24 protein-coding genes are annotated in these 20,853 nt (G+C 67.4%); 13 read left to right on the top strand and 11 right to left on the bottom strand.

The genetic code is table 11. The features are described 5' to 3' along the window. The first annotated feature begins 49 nt into the window (after positions 1-49). The 9 genes from ATO11_RS06025 (at position 50) to ATO11_RS05985 (ending at position 10,258) form a co-directional block, all read left to right on the top strand. Complete coding sequence (locus tag ATO11_RS06025) at positions 50-379, top strand: ArsR/SmtB family transcription factor (protein ID WP_050529915.1); 330 nt, start codon at positions 50-52, stop codon at positions 377-379. A gap of 39 nt (positions 380-418) precedes the next feature. After that, the gene (locus ATO11_RS06020; RefSeq protein ID WP_050529914.1) at positions 419-868 is read left to right on the top strand and encodes an SRPBCC domain-containing protein; all 450 of its coding nucleotides are present in this window, start codon (positions 419-421) and stop codon (positions 866-868) included. A gap of 163 nt (positions 869-1,031) precedes the next feature. After that, on the top strand, positions 1,032-2,393 hold the full coding sequence (locus ATO11_RS06015) for a xanthine dehydrogenase small subunit (protein ID WP_050529913.1): 1,362 nt from the start codon (positions 1,032-1,034) through the stop codon (positions 2,391-2,393). After that, on the top strand, positions 2,390-4,726 hold the full coding sequence (gene xdhB / locus ATO11_RS06010; RefSeq protein ID WP_050529912.1) for a xanthine dehydrogenase molybdopterin binding subunit: 2,337 nt from the start codon (positions 2,390-2,392) through the stop codon (positions 4,724-4,726). The genes ATO11_RS06015 and xdhB overlap by 4 nt, the downstream gene beginning before the upstream one ends. Further along, a complete protein-coding gene (xdhC, locus tag ATO11_RS06005; RefSeq protein ID WP_050529911.1) occupies positions 4,723-5,478 on the top strand; it encodes a xanthine dehydrogenase accessory protein XdhC in 756 nt (251 codons plus the stop codon). The genes xdhB and xdhC overlap by 4 nt, the downstream gene beginning before the upstream one ends. Further along, positions 5,475-6,989 carry an ABC transporter ATP-binding protein gene (locus tag ATO11_RS06000; RefSeq protein ID WP_050529910.1) on the top strand — a complete coding sequence of 505 codons (1,515 nt, stop codon included), beginning with the start codon at positions 5,475-5,477 and terminating at the stop codon, positions 6,987-6,989. Before xdhC ends, ATO11_RS06000 begins: the two co-directional genes overlap by 4 nt. Before the next feature lie 38 nt (positions 6,990-7,027). Further along, positions 7,028-8,110, top strand: a complete 1,083-nt coding sequence (locus ATO11_RS05995; RefSeq protein ID WP_050529909.1) for an ABC transporter permease — start codon at positions 7,028-7,030, stop codon at positions 8,108-8,110. Next, a complete protein-coding gene (locus ATO11_RS05990) occupies positions 8,107-9,027 on the top strand; it encodes an ABC transporter permease (protein WP_050529908.1) in 921 nt (306 codons plus the stop codon). Before ATO11_RS05995 ends, ATO11_RS05990 begins: the two co-directional genes overlap by 4 nt. Positions 9,028-9,178: 151 nt before the next feature. Beyond that, positions 9,179-10,258: a BMP family ABC transporter substrate-binding protein gene (locus ATO11_RS05985; protein ID WP_050530061.1), complete on the top strand. Its 1,080-nt coding sequence runs from the start codon at positions 9,179-9,181 to the stop codon at positions 10,256-10,258. 62 nt (positions 10,259-10,320) lie between these two features. Here ATO11_RS05985 and ATO11_RS05980 read toward each other — a convergent pair whose 3' ends face one another. Further along, complete coding sequence (locus ATO11_RS05980) at positions 10,321-10,755, bottom strand: MarR family winged helix-turn-helix transcriptional regulator (RefSeq protein ID WP_050529907.1); 435 nt, start codon at positions 10,753-10,755, stop codon at positions 10,321-10,323. 77 nt (positions 10,756-10,832) lie between these two features. On the opposite strand from ATO11_RS05980, the gene ATO11_RS05975 reads away from it, so the two are divergent. Genes ATO11_RS05975 through ATO11_RS05965 form a run of 3 tightly spaced genes read left to right on the top strand, consistent with a single transcriptional unit; the run spans position 10,833 to position 13,318 of the window. After that, positions 10,833-11,276: a hypothetical protein gene (locus ATO11_RS05975; protein WP_050529906.1), complete on the top strand. Its 444-nt coding sequence runs from the start codon at positions 10,833-10,835 to the stop codon at positions 11,274-11,276. A 45-nt stretch (positions 11,277-11,321) separates the two neighbouring features. Next, positions 11,322-12,251, top strand: coding sequence for an aldo/keto reductase (locus ATO11_RS05970; RefSeq protein ID WP_050529905.1), 930 nt, complete (start codon positions 11,322-11,324; stop codon positions 12,249-12,251). Next, positions 12,248-13,318, top strand: a complete 1,071-nt coding sequence (locus tag ATO11_RS05965) for an NAD(P)/FAD-dependent oxidoreductase (RefSeq protein WP_050529904.1) — start codon at positions 12,248-12,250, stop codon at positions 13,316-13,318. The genes ATO11_RS05970 and ATO11_RS05965 overlap by 4 nt, the downstream gene beginning before the upstream one ends. Here the strand turns inward: ATO11_RS05965 and ureG are convergent. The 4 genes from ureG to ureC all read right to left on the bottom strand — a co-directional run bounded on the left by ureG (position 13,315) and on the right by ureC (position 17,073). Then, positions 13,315-13,950 carry an urease accessory protein UreG gene (gene ureG, locus ATO11_RS05960; RefSeq protein ID WP_050529903.1) on the bottom strand — a complete coding sequence of 212 codons (636 nt, stop codon included), beginning with the start codon at positions 13,948-13,950 and terminating at the stop codon, positions 13,315-13,317. The two genes, ATO11_RS05965 and ureG, sit on opposite strands and share 4 nt — an antisense overlap. A 30-nt stretch (positions 13,951-13,980) precedes the next feature. Further along, on the bottom strand, positions 13,981-14,616 hold the full coding sequence (locus ATO11_RS05955) for an urease accessory protein UreF (protein ID WP_050529902.1): 636 nt from the start codon (positions 14,614-14,616) through the stop codon (positions 13,981-13,983). Further along, positions 14,600-15,073 (bottom strand): urease accessory protein UreE, encoded by a 474-nt coding sequence (locus ATO11_RS05950; protein ID WP_050529901.1) that lies wholly within the window; start codon positions 15,071-15,073, stop codon positions 14,600-14,602. Before ATO11_RS05950 ends, ATO11_RS05955 begins: the two co-directional genes overlap by 17 nt. A gap of 245 nt (positions 15,074-15,318) precedes the next feature. Then, positions 15,319-17,073, bottom strand: a complete 1,755-nt coding sequence (ureC, locus tag ATO11_RS05945) for an urease subunit alpha (protein WP_050529900.1) — start codon at positions 17,071-17,073, stop codon at positions 15,319-15,321. A gap of 179 nt (positions 17,074-17,252) precedes the next feature. On the opposite strand from ureC, the gene ATO11_RS05940 reads away from it, so the two are divergent. Next, positions 17,253-18,095 carry a c-type cytochrome gene (locus ATO11_RS05940; protein WP_110553582.1) on the top strand — a complete coding sequence of 281 codons (843 nt, stop codon included), beginning with the start codon at positions 17,253-17,255 and terminating at the stop codon, positions 18,093-18,095. 40 nt (positions 18,096-18,135) lie between these two features. Here ATO11_RS05940 and ATO11_RS05935 read toward each other — a convergent pair whose 3' ends face one another. The 6 genes from ATO11_RS05935 to ATO11_RS05910 form a co-directional block, all read right to left on the bottom strand. Continuing rightward, the gene (locus ATO11_RS05935; RefSeq protein WP_050529899.1) at positions 18,136-18,531 is read right to left on the bottom strand and encodes a carboxymuconolactone decarboxylase family protein; all 396 of its coding nucleotides are present in this window, start codon (positions 18,529-18,531) and stop codon (positions 18,136-18,138) included. A 104-nt stretch (positions 18,532-18,635) separates the two neighbouring features. Further along, positions 18,636-19,454, bottom strand: a complete 819-nt coding sequence (locus tag ATO11_RS05930) for a cyclase family protein (protein ID WP_050529898.1) — start codon at positions 19,452-19,454, stop codon at positions 18,636-18,638. Positions 19,455-19,527: 73 nt separating this feature from the next. Continuing rightward, the gene (locus tag ATO11_RS05925) at positions 19,528-19,917 is read right to left on the bottom strand and encodes a lysozyme inhibitor LprI family protein (RefSeq protein WP_050529897.1); all 390 of its coding nucleotides are present in this window, start codon (positions 19,915-19,917) and stop codon (positions 19,528-19,530) included. Continuing rightward, positions 19,914-20,219, bottom strand: coding sequence for an urease subunit beta (locus tag ATO11_RS05920; protein WP_050529896.1), 306 nt, complete (start codon positions 20,217-20,219; stop codon positions 19,914-19,916). Before ATO11_RS05920 ends, ATO11_RS05925 begins: the two co-directional genes overlap by 4 nt. Then, positions 20,216-20,506 (bottom strand): hypothetical protein, encoded by a 291-nt coding sequence (locus ATO11_RS05915; RefSeq protein ID WP_050529895.1) that lies wholly within the window; start codon positions 20,504-20,506, stop codon positions 20,216-20,218. Before ATO11_RS05915 ends, ATO11_RS05920 begins: the two co-directional genes overlap by 4 nt. A gap of 29 nt (positions 20,507-20,535) precedes the next feature. Then, positions 20,536-20,838 (bottom strand): urease subunit gamma, encoded by a 303-nt coding sequence (locus ATO11_RS05910; protein WP_050529894.1) that lies wholly within the window; start codon positions 20,836-20,838, stop codon positions 20,536-20,538. Positions 20,839-20,853 lie beyond the last annotated feature (15 nt).

Below are 20,853 nucleotides of genomic sequence, written 5' to 3'. Positions count from 1 at the left end.
TTTGACTAAGTTTCTTGACACTAGCAGGCATATAGCAATACTTAGCCACATGGATAACCAACTTGACAGCTTCTTCGGCGCCATGGCCGACCCGACCCGCCGCGCCGTGATCGAACGCCTGACGCAGGGGCCAGCCCCCGTCAGCGAACTGCACGCCCCGCACGACATCGCTCTGCCCACCTTTCTCAAGCACCTACGCAAGCTCGAAGACGCGGGCCTCGTCCGGTCCGAGAAACGCGGCCGCGTGCGCACCGTGCATATCGAGGCCGCCCCGCTTGCCGTGGCCGAGGACTGGCTCGCCCGCCAGCGCCGCGTCTGGGAAGGGCGGCTCGACCGGCTGTCCCACCTCGCGGACCGGTTGCCGCCGGACGTATCCTGACCTTTCCCGTCCCCCATTCACACCCAAGGAGTTCTTCCCATGACCATCACAACCGGAACGCTGCGCTTTGAACGCTCTTTCAACCTGTCTCCCGACCGCCTGTGGCACCTCGTCACCGATGCCAAGGAGCGGGAGAAATGGTCTACGCCTGATGAGGATCACACGCTTGTCGCCGAGAAGATCGACCTGCGCGAAGGTGGGCACGAGCATCACCGCTGCGGCCCTGCTGACGAGCCGATGTATACGGTCGACACGCGCTGGTACCACCTGAACGCCCCGGCGTCGGCCTGCTTTACCGAAACGCTCAATTTCGGCGGCATGTCGGGTAGCGTGTCGCTGGTGACCTACCTGCTCACGGCGACCGGTACGGGCACCGACCTGACCATCGATGTCGCGATCACGTCGCTCGACGACGAGGCCCCCATCTCGGAACACGAAGCGGGCTGGGCGGGGGCCATCGACCGCCTGACGCGACTGGCCAAATCCTGATCCCTGCAACCGTCCGGAAGCGGCCCGCGCGCCGCTTCCGGCATTTTCCGCTTGCCAACGACTTTCAGCCGCGCCTAGCCTTGGGACCGATCCCGCGCCGCCTCTACGCCGCATCGAGGCGCGCGCCACACGGGCCACATCGGTAACGCGGCCGGCCATTCGCATGGACATCACGTTTCTTCTGAACGGAGAGACCGTCACCCTGCGCGACCCCGCCCCGACCGAGACGTTGCTGGATCACCTCCGCGAGAAACGCGGGCTGACCGGCACCAAGGAAGGGTGCAACGAGGGCGATTGCGGGGCCTGTACCGTCATGGTGCGCGACCGCGACGGACCCCGCGCCCTGAACGCCTGCATCCTGTTCCTGCCGCAACTGGACGGAATGTCGGTCACCACCGTCGAAGGCCTTGCCGCGCCCGACGGCACGCCGCATCCGGTGCAACAGGCGATGGTGGATCACCACGGGTCGCAATGCGGGTTCTGCACGCCGGGGTTCGTCGTGTCGATGGCGACGGCGCATCGCACCGGCGACGCCGACGACGACACCACGCTGGCCGGTAACCTGTGCCGCTGCACCGGATACGCCCCCATTGCGCGTGCCGCCGAAGCTGCCCGGTCCGCGCCCGTGCCCGACTGGCTCGACACCGGCACGCTGCCCGATCCCGTGGCATCCGACCGGATGCCGCGATCTTCGGACGACCTCGCCCGCTTGCTGGAGCAGACGCCCGACGCCACGCTGATCGCCGGGGCGACGGATGTGGGGCTGTGGGTCACCAAGGACCTCACCACACTGTCGGACCCGATTTTCCTTGCCGCCTGCGCCGACCTCAAGGAGATCGAGGTTACCGACACCACGATCCGCGTCGGGGCCATGGTCACGATCGAGCGCCTGATGATCGCCCTGCGCGACCACCAGCCCGACCTCGCGGAATTACTGCGGCGGTTCGGCTCCACGCAGGTGCGCAACGCTGCGACCATCGGCGGCAATATCGCCAACGGCTCTCCCATCGGGGACGCGCCCCCGGCGCTGATCGCGCTTGGCGCCACCCTGCACCTTCGGCAGGGCGACACGCGGCGGGAGATGCCGCTTGAAGACTTCTTCCTCGACTACCGCAAGCAGGACCGCCGCGCGGGCGAATTCGTCGAGGCCGTCACGCTGCCGCGCCAGCCCGCGACGCTGCGCTGCTACAAGCTGTCCAAACGCCGCGATCAGGACATCTCTGCCGTCTGCGGCGCGTTCAACCTGGTGGTCGAGGATGGCACGGTCACCCGCGCGCGGATCGCCTTTGGCGGGATGGCAGGCACCCCGAAACGCGCCCGCGCCGTCGAGGCGTGCCTGACCGGCCAACCCTACACCGAAGCGACGGTGACCGCCGCCCTCCCCGCCTTTGCCGAGGATTTCACCCCCCTCAGCGACATGCGCGCCTCGGCCGACTACCGCCTGAAAACCGCGCAAAACATGCTGCTCCGCCACTTCGCCGAACATTCGGGCGCGCGCACCCGGATTGCCGAGGTCGCCCCATGACCGCCGGTCGCGCCCTGCCGCATGACGCCGCCGCCCTGCACGTCACCGGCGCCGCGCGGTATGTCGATGATCAGCCGCTGCCCGCGGGCACGCTGCACCTCGCCTTCGGCCTGTCGCAGGAGGCGCATGCCGATCTGACCGCGCTCGACCTCGATGCCGTGCGCGCCGCACCGGGTGTCGTGGCGGTGATGACGGCAGACGACCTGCCGCACGCCTCCGACGTCTCGCCCGGATCGGGGGACGAACCGCTTCTGGCGACCGGCTCCGTGCATTACGTCGGCCAGCCCGTCTTCCTCGTCGTGGCCACCTCGCACCTCGCCGCGCGCGCCGCCGCGCGGCTTGGACAGGTGGGTTATGCCACCAAGCCCGCCCTCCTGACGGTCGAAGACGCCCTCGCCGCCGACAGCCGGTTCGAGGAAGGACCGCGCATCTATGCCCGTGGCGACGCCGATGCCGCGCTGGCAAGCGCGCCGCACACCATCACGGGCGAGATCGAAATCGGCGGACAGGAACATTTCTACCTCGAAGGCCAAGCCGCCGCCGCCCTGCCTCAGGAAGCGGGGGACATGCACATCCTGTCCTCCACCCAGCATCCAACCGAAATCCAGCACAAGGTCGCCGACGCGATCGGCCGCCCGATGCACGCCGTCCGGGTGGAGACGCGCCGGATGGGCGGCGGGTTCGGCGGCAAGGAAAGCCAGGGCAATGCGCTCGCCGTCGCCTGCGCGGTCGCGGCGCACCTGACGGGTCGCCCCTGCAAGATGCGGTACGACCGCGACGACGACATGGTCATCACCGGCAAGCGGCACGACCTGAAGATCCGCTATGCCGCCGGGTTCGACGGCGAGGGCCGGATCACTGGCATCACGTTCGAACACCTGTTCCGCTGCGGCTGGGCGCAGGACCTGTCGCTTCCCGTGGCCGACCGCGCGATGCTGCATGCCGACAACGCGTACTTCCTGCCGAACGTGCGCATCACCTCGCACCGGCTGCGCACCAACACGCAAAGCGCCACCGCCTTCCGCGGCTTCGGTGGCCCGCAAGGCATGATGGGGATCGAACGGGTGATGGACGAGGTCGCCCACACGCTGGGCCTCGACCCAACCGAGGTGCGCGCGCGGAACTTCTATGCCTCCGCGCCCTCCGGCCCCGGCACTGCCAAACGCTTTGGTGGCAAGCACTCGCCCAAGGGGCCCGAGACCGCCCGCGACACGACGCCCTACGGCCAGCAGGTCGAGGATTTCCTGCTGCACGACATGATGCCCGACCTTGCGAGGCGCGCGGGCTTGCCGGCGCGACGAGCGGCCGTGGCCCGCTGGAACGCCGACAACGACATCCTGAAGCGCGGGATCGCGCTGACGCCTGTCAAGTTCGGCATCTCCTTCACGCTGACCCACCTCAACCAGGCGGGCGCGCTGGTGCATGTCTATGCCGACGGCTCGGTCCACCTGAACCACGGCGGGACCGAGATGGGCCAGGGCCTGTTCCAGAAGGTCGCGCAGGTCGCGGCGCGCGAACTGGGCGTGCCGCTGGACGCCGTGCGCATCACCGCGACCGATACCGGCAAGGTGCCCAACACCTCGGCCACCGCCGCCTCCTCGGGGTCGGACCTGAACGGGATGGCGGTGCGCGATGCCTGCATCACCCTGCGCTCCCGCATCGCCGATGTCGTGTCTGAAAACCGCTGCCGGGCCGAGGACGTCCGGTTCGAGGACGGCCATGTCCATGTCGGGCAGGACACGCTGACCTTTGCCGAGGCGGCGCAGGCCGCCTACCAGGCCCGCGTCTCGCTGTCGGCCACGGGGTTCTACAAGACGCCGAAACTGGCATGGGACCGGATCGCCGGTCAGGGCCGCCCGTTTTTCTACTTCGCCTACGGCGCGGCGGTGACCGAGGTGGTGATCGACACGCTGACAGGCGAAAACCGCATCCTGCGTACCGACATCCTGCACGATTGCGGCACCTCCCTGAACCCGGCGCTCGATATCGGCCAGATCGAGGGCGGCTACGTGCAGGGCGCGGGCTGGCTGACGATGGAGGAACTGGTCTGGGACGATACCGGGCGCCTGCGGACCCACGCGCCGTCGACCTACAAGATCCCGGCCATGTCCGACCGGCCCTCCGTCTTCAATGTCGAGTTGTGGGACGCACCCAACCGGGAAGAGACGATCTATCGCTCGAAGGCCGTGGGAGAGCCGCCCTTCATGCTGGGCATGTCGGCCTTCTTCGCGCTGTCGGACGCCTGCGCGGCCTGCGGCCCGAACTACCCCGCGCTCGACGCGCCCGCGACGCCCGAACGGGTGCTCGCCGCCGTGGAAAGGGCACGGGGATGAGCGCGATCTGGGTGGTCATCGACGCCGTACGCGGATCGGCCCCCCGCGATGCGGGCACGGCGATGAAGGTGACCGCCGACGCCCTCGAAGGCACGATCGGCGGCGGCGCGCTGGAATACCGCGCCACGGCCATCGCGCGCGAGATGCTGGCGAAGGACGCGCCCGACACGACGCGGAAATTCCCGCTTGGACCGGACCTTGGCCAATGCTGCGGGGGGGCGGTCACGCTGCGATTCACGCGGACGCGCCACGCCACGGACAGCCAGCATGTCCATGGTCATCCGGTCAGGTCACACCGGCCCCATCCGGAGGTCCTGTGGCTTTGGGGCGCGGGTCATGTGGGCCGCGCGGTGATCCATGCGCTTGACCTGCAGGCCTGCAAGGTAACGTGGGTCGACAGCGCGGCCGACCGGTTCCCGCAATCCGTGAGCCGAGACGTGACCGTGATCCCGACCCCCGACATGCCGCTCTTGGCACGGCGCGCGCCCGTCCACGCGCATCACCTGGTCTTTACCTATTCACACGACATCGACCTTGCCCTGTGCGCCGCGCTTCTGCAGCGCGGGGCCGCGTCCATCGGATTGATCGGGTCCGACACCAAGCGCGCGCGGTTTTTCAGGCGTCTGCGCGCGATGGGGCTTGACCCGGCGCCCATCACCTGTCCCATCGGGGACAAGTCGCTGGGCAAGGCCCCGGCACAGATCGCCCGCGGGGTGGTCGCGCAACTTGGGGAAATCGGGCAAGCCGCATGACCGCATTGCTGAACCTTCACGGGCTGACCAAGGCCTATCCCGGCGTGATCGCCAATGACGACGTCTCCTTCGACATCGACAAGGCCGAAATCCACGCGCTGTTGGGCGAAAACGGCGCCGGCAAGTCGACGCTGGTCAAGATGATCTACGGCCTCGTCAAACCCGATGCCGGCACCATGACGCTGAATGGAAAGCCGTTCGCCCCGCATGAACCCCGCGCTGCCCGCGCCGCGGGCATCGCCATGGTGTTCCAGCACTTTTCCCTGTTCGACGCCTTGACCGTCGCCGAAAACGTGGCGCTGGGGATGGAGGATGCCGGCCCGCTGCGCGACCTGTCGAACCGGATCGAGGAAGTGTCGAACCGCTATGGCCTGCCCCTGTCGCCCGCCTCCCGCGTCGGCGACCTGTCGGCCGGTGAACGCCAGCGGGTCGAGATCATCCGCTGCCTGCTGCAGGACCCGCAACTGCTGATCATGGACGAACCGACCTCGGTCCTGACCCCGCAGGAGGTGGAGATCCTGTTCGAAACCCTGCGCGCGCTGAAGGAAGACGGGCGGTCGATCCTCTATATCTCGCACAAGCTCGAGGAGATCCGCGCGCTCTGCGATGCCGCCACGATCCTGCGTCACGGGCAGGTGGTGGGCTCCTGCATCCCGCGCGACACCACCGCCCGCGCGATGGCCGAGATGATGGTCGGCGCCGCGTTCGAAACGCCCGAGACGCGCCCGCAAGGGAGCGGCGAGGTCCTGCTCGACATCCAGTCGCTGTCCCTGCCCGCCACCTCGCAATTCGGCACGCCCCTGCGCGACGTGTCGCTGACGCTGCACGCGGGCGAGATCATCGGGATCGGTGGCGTGGCGGGGAACGGGCAGGACGAATTGCTGGCCGCGCTGTCGGGTGAGACGCGCAGCGACGCGGCGGCCATCACGCTCGACGGCCAGCCGATCGGGCGGCTTGGCCCGACCGGACGCCGCGCGCTTGGGCTCTCTGCCGCTCCCGAAGAACGGCTTGGCCATGCCGCCGCGCCCGACATGAGCCTGACCGAGAACGCCGCCCTGACCGGCCACGTGCGCGAAAAGCTGGCCCGCCGGGGGTTCATCGACTGGCGGCGCGCGCGCGACTTCGCCGAGCGGGTGATCACCGCCTTTGACGTGCGCACCCCCGGCGCGTCTAGCGCGGCGCGCTCCCTGTCGGGCGGCAACCTGCAGAAATTCGTGATCGGGAGAGAGGTGCTGCAACGCCCCCGCGTGCTGGTCGTGAACCAGCCGACATGGGGCGTCGATGCCGCCGCCGCCGCCGCGATCCGCCAGGCGCTGATCGACCTCGCCGCCGACGGGGCGGGCGTGATCGTCATCAGCCAGGATCTTGATGAGTTGATGGAGATCAGCCACCGCTTCGGTGCCCTGAACGGGGGCCGGCTGTCGCCCCTGCGGCCCGCCGCGGGCCTCACGCTGGAAGAGGTCGGGCTGATGCTCGGCGGGGCGCATGACATGGAGGTCGCCCATGTCTGACACCCGCCACGCGGCACTGCCGAGGAAAGAGAAGTCCCATGATCGCGCTTGAAAAGCGGCCCGAACCGTCCCGCTGGCTGGGCTTTGCAACGCCGCTATTCGCCGTTCTGGCGACCATGATCGCGGGCGGTCTTTTGTTTGCCGCGCTGGGCAAGGACCCGGTCGCCGCCATCGCCACGATCTTCTGGGAACCCCTGTTCGGAGAGTTCGCCTTTTACTACCGCCCGCAATTGCTGGTGAAGGGCGCCCCGCTTGTCCTGATCGCCATCGGGCTGGCGCTGGGGTTTCGCGCGGGCATCTGGAACATCGGGGCCGAAGGGCAATACATCATCGGCGCGATCTGCGGCGCGGGCGTGGCGCTGGCCTTCTATCCGTTTGAAAGCGCTTTGATCTTTCCCGCCATGGTGATCGCGGGCGCGGTGGGCGGCTGGGCCTGGGCGATGATCCCGGCACTGCTCAAGGTGCGCTTCGGCACGAACGAGATCCTCGTCTCGCTGATGCTGGTCTACGTGGCCGAGCAACTCCTCGCCTCCATGGCGCTGGGGCTTCTGAAAAACCCCGAAGGCTTCGGCTTTCCCGGCTCCCGCAACCTTCAGCAATATCCCTCCGCCTTCAACGCCGACCTGATCGCCAATACCGGGTTCCACTGGGGCGTCGCGGCAGCGCTTGTCGCGGTGATCTTTGCCTACGTGCTTCTCAGCCGCCACATGCTGGGCTTCCACATCCGCCTGACCGGTGCCGCCCCGCGCGCCGCCCGGTTCGCCGGGGTCGAGCCGTCGCGCATCATCATCCTGTGCCTCGGCCTGTCCGGCGCGCTGGCGGGTCTTGCGGGCATGTTCGAGGTCGCGGGCCCCTCGGGCCAGATCACCATCGATTTCAACGTGGGCTACGGGTTCACGGCGATCATCGTTGCCTTCCTCGGGCGGCTGAACCCCATCGGCATCCTGTTCGCTGGCCTGCTGATGGCGCTCACCTATATCGGCGGCGACATCGCGCAGTCGCAGCTGGGCCTGCCTGCCGCCGCGATACAGGTGTTCCAGGGGATGCTGCTGTTCTTCCTGCTGGCCTTCGACCTTCTCATCAACTTCCGCCTGCGCTGGCAGAAAGGGGCAACCGCATGAATTTCGGTGCCATCGACCCCGTCCTCCTGATCGCCTCGCTCATGGTCGCGGCGACGCCGCTGATCTTTGCCGCCATCGGCGAGCTGGTGGTGGAAAAGGCGGGCGTTCTGAACCTTGGTGTCGAGGGGATGATGATCGTCGGCGCGATCAGCGGGTTCATCATTGCGGTGGAGACCGGGTCCCCCATGCTGGGTCTTCTGTTCGCGGCCATCGGTGGTGCGCTGTTGTCCCTGCTGTTCGCGATCCTGACGCAACTGGCCCTGGCCACGCAGGTCCCATCCGGGCTGGCGCTGACGCTCATGGGCCTCGGGATATCGTCGCTGATGGGGCAGGATTACGTGGGCGTGAAGCCGCCCACCATGGCGCGGCTCGATATTCCCGTCCTGTCGGACCTGCCGGTCGTCGGCCCGATCCTCTACAGCCACGATCCCGCGCTCTATCTCGGGCTGGTGCTGGTGGCCTGCGTGTGGTGGTTCCTCAACCGCTCCCGCGCCGGGCTGACCCTGCGCGCGGTCGGCGAGAATGCCGAGGCCGCCTTTGCCCTTGGCTACAAGGTGGTGCGCATCCGGGTGCTGGCGATCCTGTTTGGCGGAGCCTGCGCGGGGGTGGGCGGGGCCTATATCAGCCTCGTCCGGGTACCCCAGTGGACAGAGGGGATGACCGCGGGGATTGGCTGGATCGCGCTGGCGCTGGTGGTCTTCGCCTCGTGGAAACCGGGCCGCGCGATGATCGGCGCCTACCTGTTCGGCGGCGTGACGGTGTTGCAGCTGAACCTGCAGGCGGCGGGCCTCGCCATCCCGGTCGAGTACCTGTCGATGTCGCCCTACATCATCACCATCCTCGTGCTGGTGTTCCTGTCGGCGGATCGGTCATCGGCACCGGGAAGCCTTGGGCGGATTTTCCACGCCTCGCGGTGAGCGGCGGCCTGCGGCCTTGGTTCCGCGCTGGGACAAAGCCCAAACCCACGCCAATCGCCCAAACTTGAAGCAACAAACGTCACATCCGCCTTGCCCAAGGCCTGCGACTCCGTTGATAAGAGTGCGGAACTTCATCTGGGGAGAGAACACCATGATCACACGTCGCATCCTGATGGCGAGCGTTGCCGCGCTTGGCCTTGCGGGCGCTGCCTTTGCAGACGGCCACGCCAAGACCAAGGTCGGCTTCGTCTATGTCGGCCCGGTGGGCGATGGCGGCTGGACCTACGAACACGACCAGGGCCGCCTCGCGGTCGAGGAAGCGTTCGGCGATGCCGTCGAAACCGTCTATGTCGAGAACGTGGCCGAAGGCCCGGACAGCGAACGCGTGATGACGCAGATGGCGCTTGACGGCGCAGACCTGATCTTCACCACCTCGTTCGGCTACATGGATCCCACGATCAACGTCGCCAAGAAATTCCCGAACGTGAAATTCGAACACGCCACCGGCTACAAGCGCGCCGACAACGTGTCGACCTACTCGGCCCGGTTCTACGAAGGCCGCGCCGTGCAGGGCCACATCGCGGGCAAGATGACCAAGTCGAACATCATCGGCTACATCGCGTCCTACCCGATCCCGGAAGTCATCCGCGGCATCAACGCGGCCTACCTGCACGCCAAGGCCGTGAACCCCGATGTCGAGTTCAAGATCATCTGGGCCTTCACGTGGTTCGACCCGCAGAAAGAGGCCGACTCGGCCAAGGCGCTGATCGAACAGGGCGCGGACGTGGTTCTGCAGCACACCGACTCGACCGCACCGCAGGCCGCCGCACAGGCCGCCGGCAACGTCGTCACCTTCGGCCAGGCATCCGACATGGCCGAATACGCGCCGTTCCCGCGCGTCTCGTCGATCATCGACAACTGGGCGCCCTACTACATCGCGCGCACCAAGGCCGTGATGGACGGCACGTGGGAAAGCGTCGACACGTGGGACGGCATCCCGACCGGCATGGTCAAGATCGGCGAGATCACCGACGCCGTGCCGGCGGACGTGAAGGCCGAAGCACTCGCCATGGTCGAAGCCATGCGCAAGGGCGAGTACCACCCCTTCACCGGCCCCATCAACAAGCAGGACGGCTCGGCTTGGCTGGCCGAGGGCGAGACCGCCTCGGACGGCGACCTCGCCGGCATGTCCTTCTATGTCGAAGGCCTGACGGGCGACATTCCGAACTGATCGGGATCGATCCACTGATTAACGGGGGCGGGCCGCTGGTCCGCCCCTTTTCGTTCACGGGTTCACAGCCGCGACAGGATACGCGCCAACGCGTCCCGGTCTTCCGGGTCAAGCGGGGAAAGCACCTCCCCCACCACCTCTGACAAGACGCCCGAGATGTCGCGCACGACCGCGGCACCCTCCCCTGTCAGGCTCAACCGCCACGCGCGGGCGTCGTCCACGCACCGCTCGCGCACGACCAGCCCCTTGCCTTCCAGCGATTTGACCGCGCGGGTCAACTGCGACTTGTCCCGTGTCATCGCCCGCGACAGGACATGCATCGGCACCGGCTGAAGGTCGTCGATCGCCAGCAGCAACATGCCCCCGAACGGGCCGACGCGGTGCGCGTCGATCGCGGGCGCGCGTTCCGTCAGCCCGGCCTGGATGCGGCGCACCAGCCTGTCCACCGCGCGCGCCAGCCCGGTCTGTTCTGCATCAAGGTCGAATTTAGTTGACATAGTCCACCAACTGTCCCACGCATGGAGGCCAGAATACACGTCTCGCCCCACGCCACAACTCGCCCCGGATCCCGCCCATGACGCTTTCATCGACAGCCCGCCTCGCCCTTCGCATCGCCGCTGTCCTGTGGGTGGTCTGGGGCCTTGTCCACCTCCTTGCCGGCGTTCTGGTTCTGGGCGGCACCACCGCTTCGGGATTCCAGGCAATCGCGGACGGCGTGGACCCCGCCGCGCTTGCCCTCGACTATCCCGCGGCGGTCGGCGCGGTTCTGGACCAGCACGCATGGAACCTCGCATGGTTCGGGCTTGCCACCATCATCGGCGCGATTTTCGTCTGGCGGGCCAACATGACGGCGATCTGGGTCACGGGCATGGTCGGCGGGCTGGCCGACCTGGGCTACCTGGTGTTCCTCGACCTGCCGGGATACGTGAACTTCGTGCCCGGTACGATCATGACCTTCGTCTCGGGCGCCGCCATTGTCCTCAGCTTCCCGGTCTGGATCAGGAACCGGAACGCCTGATCCTCTCACATTGACTTGCCGCGCGGGGCAGACGAGGCTCCGCGCATGACCGATCTCGCCACACCCGACGGCACGCCGCTGTCCCCCCTCGCCTTCGGCACGATGCAATTCGGCGGCAAGGCCGACGCGCAGGCATCGGCGGCCATGTACGCGATGTGCCGCGAGGCCGGGATCACCCATTTCGACACCGCCCATGTCTATACCGGCGGCGCGTCCGAGAAGATCCTCGGGCAGCTGGTGGTGCATGAGCGTGAGGCCGTCTTCATCGCGTCCAAGGTGGCCTATGACCACCCGGCCACCGCCGAGTTGCTGACCGAGCGCGTGGACGCCAGCCGCCTGCGCCTCGGCATAGACACGATCGACCTTCTGTACCTGCATCGCTGGGACTCCGCGACCGACCTGCGCATCACGTTCGAGGCGCTCGCAGGGCTGCAGGCCAAGGGCGCGATCCGGCATATCGGCGTATCCAACTACGCGGCATGGCAGGTGATGAAGGCACAGGCCGTCGCCGCCTCGCTGGGCACCCGGATCGACGCAATCCAGCCGATGTACAACCTCGTCAAGCGGCAGGCCGAGGTAGAGCTTTTGCCCATGGCGCGCGATCAGGGGATCGCCGTCTTCCCCTATTCGCCGCTGGGCGGTGGACTGCTGACCGGGAAATACGCGCAGGGAGGCAGGGGTCGCCTGACCGAAGACGACAGGTACGCCGCGCGCTATGCCTCGGACTGGATGCAGGACACGGCCCGCGCGTTGGCGGAACGCGCGGGCGCGGCCGGCATCGCACCCGAAACGCTGGCCGTGGCATGGGCCGCGCGTCACCCGGCTGTCACCGCCCCGATCATCTCTGCCAGCGACCCCGCGCAGCTTGGCGTATCGCTTGCCGGGGCCGCACCGCTTGACGACGCGACCTATGCCGCCCTGTCGGCCCTCTCCCCCACCCCGCCACCGGCCACCGACAGAAGCGACGAGGCATGACGGAAATCCTGATCATCGGCGGGGGAATCGCCGGCGTCTCGGCAGCCGCCCGGCTGGCACCCCACGGACAGGTCACGCTGGTCGAGGCGGAAACCTCGCTCGGCTACCATGCCTCGGGGCGCTCGGCGGCGGCCTTCCTTGAGGATTACGGCAACGCGGTGGTCCGCGCGCTCAACAAGGCCAGCGCACCGACCCTGCGCGAAGCAGACGTTCTGAAGCCGCGCGGTATGATGCTTGTCGGACGCGCTGACGAGGCCGAGGCCCACGCCGCCGAGGCGCGCGATTTCGGGCTTGAACAGATCACCGTTGCAGAGGCGCGGACGATGATCCCGATCCTGTCAGCGGACGTGGTGGCCCATGCGGGCTATCGCCCCGATATCTACGACCTCGATACCGACCGGCTGCTGCAAAGCTTCCGCAAGGCCGCCCTGTCCCATGGCGCGACTTTTGAGACCGGCCACCGGATCGACCGGATCGCGCGGGATGGTGCGGTGTGGCGCGTGCAGGCCGGGGACGCGGAATGGCGGGCGGATGTCGTGGTCAATGCAGGCGGCGCATGGGCGGACGAGGTAGCGACCCTTGCCGGGATCGCCCCCATCGGGCTCACCCCCTACCGCCGGTCCATCGCGCGCCTGCCCGCACCGGGTGGCCATGACGTGACCGACTGGCCCTTCGTCGATGGCGTGGGCGAGGCATGGTATGCCAAGCCCGATGCGGGCAAATGGCTGGTCTCCCCTTCCGAGGAAATTGCCTCTGCCCCGATGGATGCATGGCCCGACGACATGGTCCTTGCGGAAGGGCTGGCGCGGTACGAGGCGATGGTGACCGAACCGGTGACCCGCGTCGAAACGGCGTGGGCGGGCCTGCGCACCTTCGCCCCCGACCGCGCGCTGGTCATTGGCGAGGACCCCGACACGCCGGGCTTTTTCTGGCTCGCGGGTCAGGGCGGCTACGGGTTCCAGACCTGCGCGGCAGCCTCCGCGCTGGTGGCCTCGCTCGTGACTGGAACCACGCCTGACCTCGAAGCCGCGCTGGTCGCCAGCCTCGCGCCCGCGCGGTTCCGTTAAAGAACAGCCTCGGCCTTCCGGGTCAGCCCGCCAAGCCGGGCGATGTGGTCCACGATCCCGTCCACCCCTTCGCCATGCCGCAACGCGGTGAAGACGAACGGCCGACCCGCACGCACGCGGGTCGCGTCCCGGTCCATCACCTCCAGCGACGCGCCCACATGCGGGGCGAGGTCGGTCTTGTTGATGATCAGAAGGTCTGACCGGGTGATGGCCGGGCCACCCTTGCGCGGGATCTCTTCTCCTGCGGCGACGTCGATGACGTAGAGCGTGATGTCCGCCAGTTCGGGGGAGAACGTGGCCGACAGGTTGTCCCCGCCGCTTTCGATCAGGACGATTTCCACATCCGGGTGGCGCTCCACCATTTCTGCCACGGCGGCAAGGTTGATGGAGGCATCCTCGCGGATCGCCGTATGCGGGCAGCCGCCCGTCTCCACCCCGATGATCCGGTCGAGCGGCAGCGCCTGCATGCGCATCAGCGCCTCGGCATCTTCCTGCGTGTAGATGTCGTTGGTGATCGCACCGACCGAGAAGTCGCGTTGCAGCGCCTTGCAGAGCGCCGCGGTAAGCGTCGTCTTCCCGGCGCCCACCGGGCCACCGATGCCCACCCGCAAGGGTCCGTTCGGAGAAGTCATGTCAGGCTCCTTTCATCAACCGGCCGGTCATCACGTGCGGAATACCCGCACGTCCAGCGCCTCGTGCCGCATGGAGGCGATATCCGCGAGGAACGCCGCGCTGCCGATATCGTCGAGCCCCGCGCCCTCGGTCTCTCCGGCGATCCGGTCACATAGCGGCGAAAGCGCCGCCAGAACCTCCTGCCCCTCGGTCTGGCCAAGCGGCACCAGCCGCACCGCCGCCGATACGAGGTTCGATGCAAACGCCTGCAGGTACAGCGCCACCCCCAGCGAGACCGGCATGCAGAGCCGGGCGAGCGCCGCCCCGAACGCCACCGGAAAGGTCAGCGCGTCCGCCTCGCCGCCCCAGATCGCGGCCGTCGTCCGCTGGAACGCCGCGCCTTGGTCCAGCGTCTCCTTCAACCGCTCCGCCGACGGCACCAGAACCCGCGCCATCGCATCGGCCTCCGCCGCCGCACCGGATGCGGCCACCCGGATCAGGATCGCATCGCTGCGCCCCGCGCCGTGCCGCAAGACACCTTCCAGCCAGTTCCGCAAGGCCGCTGCATCCGTCACCCGCCCCTCGGCAATCTCTGTCTCGAGCCCGTGGGAATAGGCAAAGCTGCCCAGCGGATAGGCGGGCGAGAGCCATTGCTGCAGCGTCAGAAGGTCAGTGGTCGTGGGCATGGGTGTGCAGCGTTGCCCCGTGTTCATGCGCATGCGTGCGCCCGTGGCCATAGGCCCCGCCTTCGGGCGTGAAGGGTTCGGTCACCGCACGGGTGGTGGCCCCCAGGTGTTCGAGCATCGAGGCCATGACCGGATCGTTCTGGATCAACAGCCGCCCGGCCTCGATCTGGCAGGGCGTGTGGCGGTTGCCGATGTGCCATGCGACGCGGGTGAGGTCATCGGCCGTGATTTCCAGAAGCGGTTCGGGCGCGGCGATGATCTCCACCTCCGCACCGTCGGTCGTGACGAGACGCCCCCCGTGATCCAGCGAGGTCGTCTGTTTCAGGTCGACCAGCAGGTCAGCGCCCTTGGCCGTGGTCAGGACCTTGCGGCGCAGGAAGCGATCCTCGTAGGTCAGTTGCAGGCTGTCGGACGCCGGGCCGTGGCCGTGGTCGTGGTAGGTGTGGGTGGTTTGCATGTCGGACCTTTCGCACTAACGCCCCAGGCGCGGAATCAAGGCCGAAGGCCGCCGCGCCATCGCTGGGCCGCCCCCACGGCCCGGCGATTTGGTTGTCCTTGGCGCATCGCATCCGCGGATTTCGGACATGGCAGCCATAAAGCTGCTTAGAACATCTGTCGGATCGCCGTACCGCGGCCCATCCATGGCGCAGCTTGCACGAAACTGCCCATCGGGCGATTGCTGAGAGAGCATGGGCGCGCCGCTCAAAACAGGAAATACCGCTGCGCCATCGGCAAGACCTCTGCCGGCTCGCAGGTCAAAAGTTCGCCATCCGCCCGCACCTCGTAGGTTTCGGGATGCACCTCGACCTCCGGCGTCGCGTCGTTCAGCTTGAGGTCTTTCTTCCCGATCTCCCGCGTGTTCTGCACCGCAAGTGTCTGCTTCGCGAGGCCCAGCGCCTTGCCGATCCCATCGGCCTGCGCCGCCTCCGACACAAAGGTCACGGCAGAGTTTTCCACCGCCCGCCCGAACGCCCCGAACATCGGCCGGGTATAGACAGGCTGCGGTGTCGGGATCGACGCGTTCGGATCACCCATCTGGGCGCAGACGATCGAGCCGCCGATCAGCACCATCTCGGGCTTCACGCCAAAGAAGGCCGGATTCCACAGGCACAGATCGGCGCGCTTGCCCTCTTCGATCGAACCGATCTCGTGGCTGATCCCATGCGCGATGGCCGGGTTGATCGTGTATTTCGCGATGTACCGGCGCACCCGCATGTTGTCGTTGTCACCGGTCTCTTCGGGGAGACGCCCACGCTGTTTCTTCATCTTGTCGGCGGTCTGCCACGTGCGGATCAGCACCTCGCCTACCCGGCCCATCGCCTGGCTGTCTGACGCGATGATCGAAAACGCACCCATGTCGTGCAGGATGTCCTCGGCCGCGATGGTCTCCCGCCGGATGCGGCTTTCGGCAAAGGCCACGTCTTCGGGGATCGATTTGTCGAGGTGGTGGCACACCATCAGCATGTCGAGATGCTCTTCGAGCGTGTTCACCGTGAAGGGCCGCGTCGGGTTGGTCGAGGAAGGCAGGACGTGCTCCTCCCCGCAGATACTGATGATGTCCGGCGCGTGCCCGCCACCGGCCCCTTCGGTGTGGAAGGCATGGATCGTGCGGCCCTTCATGGCGGCGACGGTGTTCTCGACAAACCCGCTCTCGTTCAGCGTGTCGGTATGGATCATCACCTGCACATCCCAAGCGTCTGCGACCGACAGGCAGCAATCGATGGCCCCCGGCGTCGTCCCCCAATCCTCGTGCAGCTTCAGCGCGCAGGCCCCGGCCTTGATCTGTTCTTCAAGCGCGGCAGGGAGCGAGGCGTTGCCCTTGCCCGCAAACGCCAAGTTCATTGGGAAGGCATCGGCGGCCTGCAACATCCGCCCGATATGCCACGGCCCCGGCGTGACGGTGGTGGCGAGCGTGCCGTGTGCAGGCCCCGTGCCACCGCCCAGCATGGTGGTCAGGCCGGAATGCAGCGCATCCTCGATCTGTTGCGGGCAGATGAAATGGATGTGGCTGTCGAACCCGCCCGCCGTCAGGATCTTCCCTTCACCCGCGATCGCCTCGGTCCCCGGTCCGACGATGATGTCGACACCCGGCTGCGTATCGGGGTTGCCCGCCTTGCCGATCTTGTGGATGCGCCCATCCCTCAGGCCCACATCCGCCTTGTAGATCCCCGTCCAGTCCACGATCAGCGCGTTTGTGATGACCGTGTCGACCGCGCCCTCGGCCCGGGTCGCCTGGCTTTGCCCCATCCCGTCGCGGATCACCTTGCCTCCGCCGAACTTGACCTCTTCGCCATAAAGCGCCGCGTTCTGACCCGAGCCACCCTCGGTCCCCGCCCGCTCCGCGCCCAGATCGCGCTCCACCTCGATGATCAGATCGGTATCGGCCAATCGCACCCGGTCCCCGGTCGTGGGGCCGAACATGGCGGCGTAATCGGCGCGGGATATGGTGGCGGGCATCGGCAATGTCCTGTCTCTGGCTTGCGCAATGGTATCCCGCCCGCTGCCCGAGAAAAGCTCGGCCGCACCAATCCCCGCCGCTCAAAACCATCTGCCGAAATCTTAGGCAATTTCTATACAAACCACGTCTGTATTATGCTAAAATCCGGATATCACGATCATTTTGATGGAGTATTTTCATGACCCTTGCCCGTATCGCGGCATTTGCCGTCTGTCTGTTGCCCATCACACCTGCCCTCGCCGCGCCCAGCCTCGAACGCGGTGAATACCTCGTGCAGGGCCCAGGTGGCTGCGGCAATTGCCACACCCCAATCGGCCCCGACGGATTTGTCATGGCGCAGGACCTCGGTGGGCGACTGGTGGAAAAGAACCCCGCCTTCACCGCCATTGCGCCCAACATCACGCCGGCGGGGCGCGTGGCCGACTGGTCGGATGCCGAGCTTGCCCGCGCCATCCGCGAAGGCCTGCGCCCCGATGGCAGCCTGATCGGTCCACCGATGCCTTTCGCGATGTATCGCGGTCTGTCGGATGACGACCTGGAATCCATCGTGATGTACTTGCGCAGCGTGCCCGCGGTCGATCACGATCCCGGGCAATCGACCTACGCGATCCCGCTGCCCCCCGCCTACGGCCCACCCGTCTCTACCGTCTCGGCCCCCGACCCGTCCGACACCGTGGCCTACGGCGGCTACCTCGCCGGACCGGTCGCGCATTGCCTGGAATGCCACACACCCTTCGGCCCGCAGGGCCCGCTGCTCGACACGCAGCTGGGCGCGGGCGGCTTCGAATTCCACGGACCATGGGGCACGTCGGTCGCCAGCAACCTGACGCCGCACGAACACGGGATCGCGGCCTGGTCGGATGCCGACCTGGTCACGATGATCACCCAGGGCCACCGCCCCGACGGCTCGCCGATGATGCCGCCGATGCCCTACGGGTACCTCGCCCGCACCACGCCCGAGGACCTCGCGGCCATCGTCGCTTACCTGCGCAGCCTGCCGCCCCTGCCCGACCCCGGCTGACGCGCATCCGGGCGCGGCCCGCCCCCCCACGCCCGGCCCCTTACGACCGAAACGCTTCGTCCACCGGCACCTGCATCGCGGTGACCAACCCGTTGGTCTGCATCGCCATGCCGATCACCGCCAGCAACTCGCCATACTGGGCCTCGCTCATCCCCTTGGCCCGCGCTGCCGCGGTGTGGGAATGGATGCAATAGGAACACGCGTTCGCCGTCGACACCGCGACATACAGCATCTCCTTCACCAGCGGGTCGAGCGCGCCGGGCGCCATCACGTCCTTCAACCGCGCCCACGTGGCCGCCAGCAACGCCGGATCATGCGCCAGCGCCCGCCAGAAATTGTTGATGAAATCCGATCCGCGCACCGCCCGGATATCGTCCAGCACCGCCCGCGCCTCCGCACTCATCTCGTCATCGCTCAACAACGTCACGACCGCCATGCGCCTGTCCTTCTTCGGTTCTCAAATACCTTCAAGGGGGGTCCGGGGGGAGTGAAACTCCCCCCGGTTGGTCGGATGGCCGCAAGGCCATTCGAAACCGGAACTCAGACCATCGCGAAAATCCGCGCCGGCCCTCCGGTGCCGCGCCCGATCTTCGGCGCCCCCACGATCAGCGTCGCGCCCGCGGCCGGCATACCCTCAAGCCCCGCGATATTCTCGATCCCGTACCGGTTCGCGGGCAGCCACGCGTAATGCGTTGCGAAATCCGCCGAAATCCCGTGATCGAGGGACAGCGTATCCACCGCCAGCGAAGCCGCGCCGGTTTCCAGGAGCATCTGCGTCGCCTCGATATGGAAGCCGGGGAAGTGCAGCTTGCCCTCGCCGTCGGCGTTGCGGAAAGCGTCGGTCCGCACCTTCTCGCCCCAGCCGGAATACATCGCCACGCATGCGCCGTCGGGGATGTCGCCATTGGCGGCGATCCACGCTTTCAGGTCGTCCGGCGTCACTTGCGTGTCGGCATCCTCGGCGGCCCGCGCGGCGATGTCGATCCTGACCAGCGGGCAGACGAGGCTGCCGACCGCGATCTCGTCCACCGACAGGCCATCCGCCGAGAAATGCAGCGGCGCGTCGATATGCGTGCCGGTGTGCTCCATCACTGTCAGGTTATAGAGGTTGAAGCCCGACTCCGCGAAATCGAACGCCTTGTCGTACCCGATCCCCGGTGTGCCGAAAAAGGTCGGGAAGGTCTCGTCCACCATGTGGGTCATGTCGCTGACCGACGCGTGCCCCGCCGCCAGCGCGGCTGGGGTCGCCGCCGCAACGCCCACCGTCGCCGCCGCAGCCGTCGCGGCCCCGGTCCTGAAGAAGTCGCGGCGGGACAGCATCCGCTCCTTGACCGCATTCATCACGCACGCATCACACATCGGGTATCCTCCTTGGTTTGCGCCCGGAACCCCAATGCGCCGCCCGTCTGCCGGGGCGGTCACGCCGTGTCTGTCAGTTCACCTCGCCGAACCAGCGCAGCTCCTCGGTGCGCGTCCGCGTCAGGCGCGTCAGGCATTCGTAGAACAGCTGGTTCTGCAACGTCCCGCCGCGCGCCAGCAGGCTTTCGGCCTCGCAGGCCCTGTCGCGGAACGGGATCCACGCCCGCTGCGCATCCCGCAGGATGGTCGATGTCTTCACCTCGTCCGCCGACAGCGCGCCATCCAGTTGCCGCGCCCGGTTCATCGCGAGCTTCCATGCGAGGTTCAGATCCTCGTCCGCCGCCTCGTAGGCCAGCGCCGCGCAGCCCGTCATCTCGACCTGCGTGATCGCGTTCATGCAATCGAGGCCCTGCGCCGCCGCAGGACCGCCAAACACCGCCATCGCCAGCACGATCCGTTTCATAACGCCCCCATGACCTTCTGGTTGAACCCGAAAATCCGCCGCGCGCCCGAGATGGGAATGAGTGTCACCTCCCGCCGCTGGCCGGGTTCGAACCGCACCGCCGTCCCCGCCGCGATATCAAGACGCATGCCGCGCGCCGCCTCCCGGTCGAAGTCGAGCGCGGCATTGGCCTCCCCGAAATGGTAGTGGCTGCCCACCTGCACGGGCCGGTCCCCGGTATTGGCGACCATCAAGGTGATCGGCTCGGCCCCCGCGTTCAGCGTCAGCATGCCGTCGGCGGGCATCACCTCGCCGGGGATCATGGCCGGTCTCCTGGCGCGGTCCCGTCGCGCAGGGCGTCGAGGATCTGCTTGCCGAAGACCCCGACCGTCGCACCCAGCACGATCAGGAAGGCGGGCGTCGGGATGCCGAACAGCGTGCACAGCACGATCACCGCCAGCAGCAAAAGCATCAGCGTCAGCATGTCGTACTGCCCGTCACTGATCGCAAGATCCATCAGCGTGACGTTCTTCAGCGTGTCCCGCACGACGGGTTCCATGATGCGCACGCCGGCCCCGGCGACGATAGAGAGGATGAGGGCGAGGATCATCGGATCTTCCTCCGGTCTGGATGGTCCGATCAGCGGATCGGGTTGTGCACGGTGACCAGCTTGGTCCCGTCGGGAAAGGTCGCTTCGACCTGAACGTCGTGGATCATGTCCGGCACCCCTTCCATGCATTGCGCGGCGGTGACCACGTGCGCGCCCGCTTCCATCAGGTCGGCCACGCTGCGCCCGTCGCGGGCGCCTTCGACCACGGCGTCGGTGATCAGCGCAATGGCTTCGGGGTGGTTGAGGCGGACGCCACGGGCCAGCCGCTTGCGGGCGACCTCGGCGGCCATGGCGACCATCAGCTTGTCTTTTTCACGCGGGGTCAGCTGCATCGGTTGCCTTCGTCC

The organism is Pseudaestuariivita atlantica, from assembly GCF_001205715.1.
In the GTDB taxonomy this organism is placed as follows: Bacteria; Pseudomonadota; Alphaproteobacteria; order Rhodobacterales; family Rhodobacteraceae; genus Pseudaestuariivita; species Pseudaestuariivita atlantica.
This window is presented reverse-complemented; position numbering and strand designations above follow the sequence as displayed.

Bases quoted from the DNA above. Each gene is read 5' to 3' on its own strand.
- ATO11_RS06025 (WP_050529915.1), top strand. From the start codon at position 50: ATGGATAACCAACTTGACAGCTTCTTCGGCGCCATGGCCGACCCGACC.
- ATO11_RS06020 (WP_050529914.1), top strand. From the start codon at position 419: ATGACCATCACAACCGGAACGCTGCGCTTTGAACGCTCTTTCAACCTG.
- ATO11_RS06015 (WP_050529913.1), top strand. From the start codon at position 1,032: ATGGACATCACGTTTCTTCTGAACGGAGAGACCGTCACCCTGCGCGAC.
- xdhB (WP_050529912.1), top strand. From the start codon at position 2,390: ATGACCGCCGGTCGCGCCCTGCCGCATGACGCCGCCGCCCTGCACGTC.
- xdhC (WP_050529911.1), top strand. From the start codon at position 4,723: ATGAGCGCGATCTGGGTGGTCATCGACGCCGTACGCGGATCGGCCCCC.
- ATO11_RS06000 (WP_050529910.1), top strand. From the start codon at position 5,475: ATGACCGCATTGCTGAACCTTCACGGGCTGACCAAGGCCTATCCCGGC.
- ATO11_RS05995 (WP_050529909.1), top strand. From the start codon at position 7,028: ATGATCGCGCTTGAAAAGCGGCCCGAACCGTCCCGCTGGCTGGGCTTT.
- ATO11_RS05990 (WP_050529908.1), top strand. From the start codon at position 8,107: ATGAATTTCGGTGCCATCGACCCCGTCCTCCTGATCGCCTCGCTCATG.
- ATO11_RS05985 (WP_050530061.1), top strand. From the start codon at position 9,179: ATGATCACACGTCGCATCCTGATGGCGAGCGTTGCCGCGCTTGGCCTT.
- ATO11_RS05980 (WP_050529907.1), bottom strand. From the start codon at position 10,755: ATGTCAACTAAATTCGACCTTGATGCAGAACAGACCGGGCTGGCGCGC.
- ATO11_RS05975 (WP_050529906.1), top strand. From the start codon at position 10,833: ATGACGCTTTCATCGACAGCCCGCCTCGCCCTTCGCATCGCCGCTGTC.
- ATO11_RS05970 (WP_050529905.1), top strand. From the start codon at position 11,322: ATGACCGATCTCGCCACACCCGACGGCACGCCGCTGTCCCCCCTCGCC.
- ATO11_RS05965 (WP_050529904.1), top strand. From the start codon at position 12,248: ATGACGGAAATCCTGATCATCGGCGGGGGAATCGCCGGCGTCTCGGCA.
- ureG (WP_050529903.1), bottom strand. From the start codon at position 13,950: ATGACTTCTCCGAACGGACCCTTGCGGGTGGGCATCGGTGGCCCGGTG.
- ATO11_RS05955 (WP_050529902.1), bottom strand. From the start codon at position 14,616: ATGCCCACGACCACTGACCTTCTGACGCTGCAGCAATGGCTCTCGCCC.
- ATO11_RS05950 (WP_050529901.1), bottom strand. From the start codon at position 15,073: ATGCAAACCACCCACACCTACCACGACCACGGCCACGGCCCGGCGTCC.
- ureC (WP_050529900.1), bottom strand. From the start codon at position 17,073: ATGCCCGCCACCATATCCCGCGCCGATTACGCCGCCATGTTCGGCCCC.
- ATO11_RS05940 (WP_110553582.1), top strand. From the start codon at position 17,253: ATGACCCTTGCCCGTATCGCGGCATTTGCCGTCTGTCTGTTGCCCATC.
- ATO11_RS05935 (WP_050529899.1), bottom strand. From the start codon at position 18,531: ATGGCGGTCGTGACGTTGTTGAGCGATGACGAGATGAGTGCGGAGGCG.
- ATO11_RS05930 (WP_050529898.1), bottom strand. From the start codon at position 19,454: ATGTGTGATGCGTGCGTGATGAATGCGGTCAAGGAGCGGATGCTGTCC.
- ATO11_RS05925 (WP_050529897.1), bottom strand. From the start codon at position 19,917: ATGAAACGGATCGTGCTGGCGATGGCGGTGTTTGGCGGTCCTGCGGCG.
- ATO11_RS05920 (WP_050529896.1), bottom strand. From the start codon at position 20,219: ATGATCCCCGGCGAGGTGATGCCCGCCGACGGCATGCTGACGCTGAAC.
- ATO11_RS05915 (WP_050529895.1), bottom strand. From the start codon at position 20,506: ATGATCCTCGCCCTCATCCTCTCTATCGTCGCCGGGGCCGGCGTGCGC.
- ATO11_RS05910 (WP_050529894.1), bottom strand. From the start codon at position 20,838: ATGCAGCTGACCCCGCGTGAAAAAGACAAGCTGATGGTCGCCATGGCC.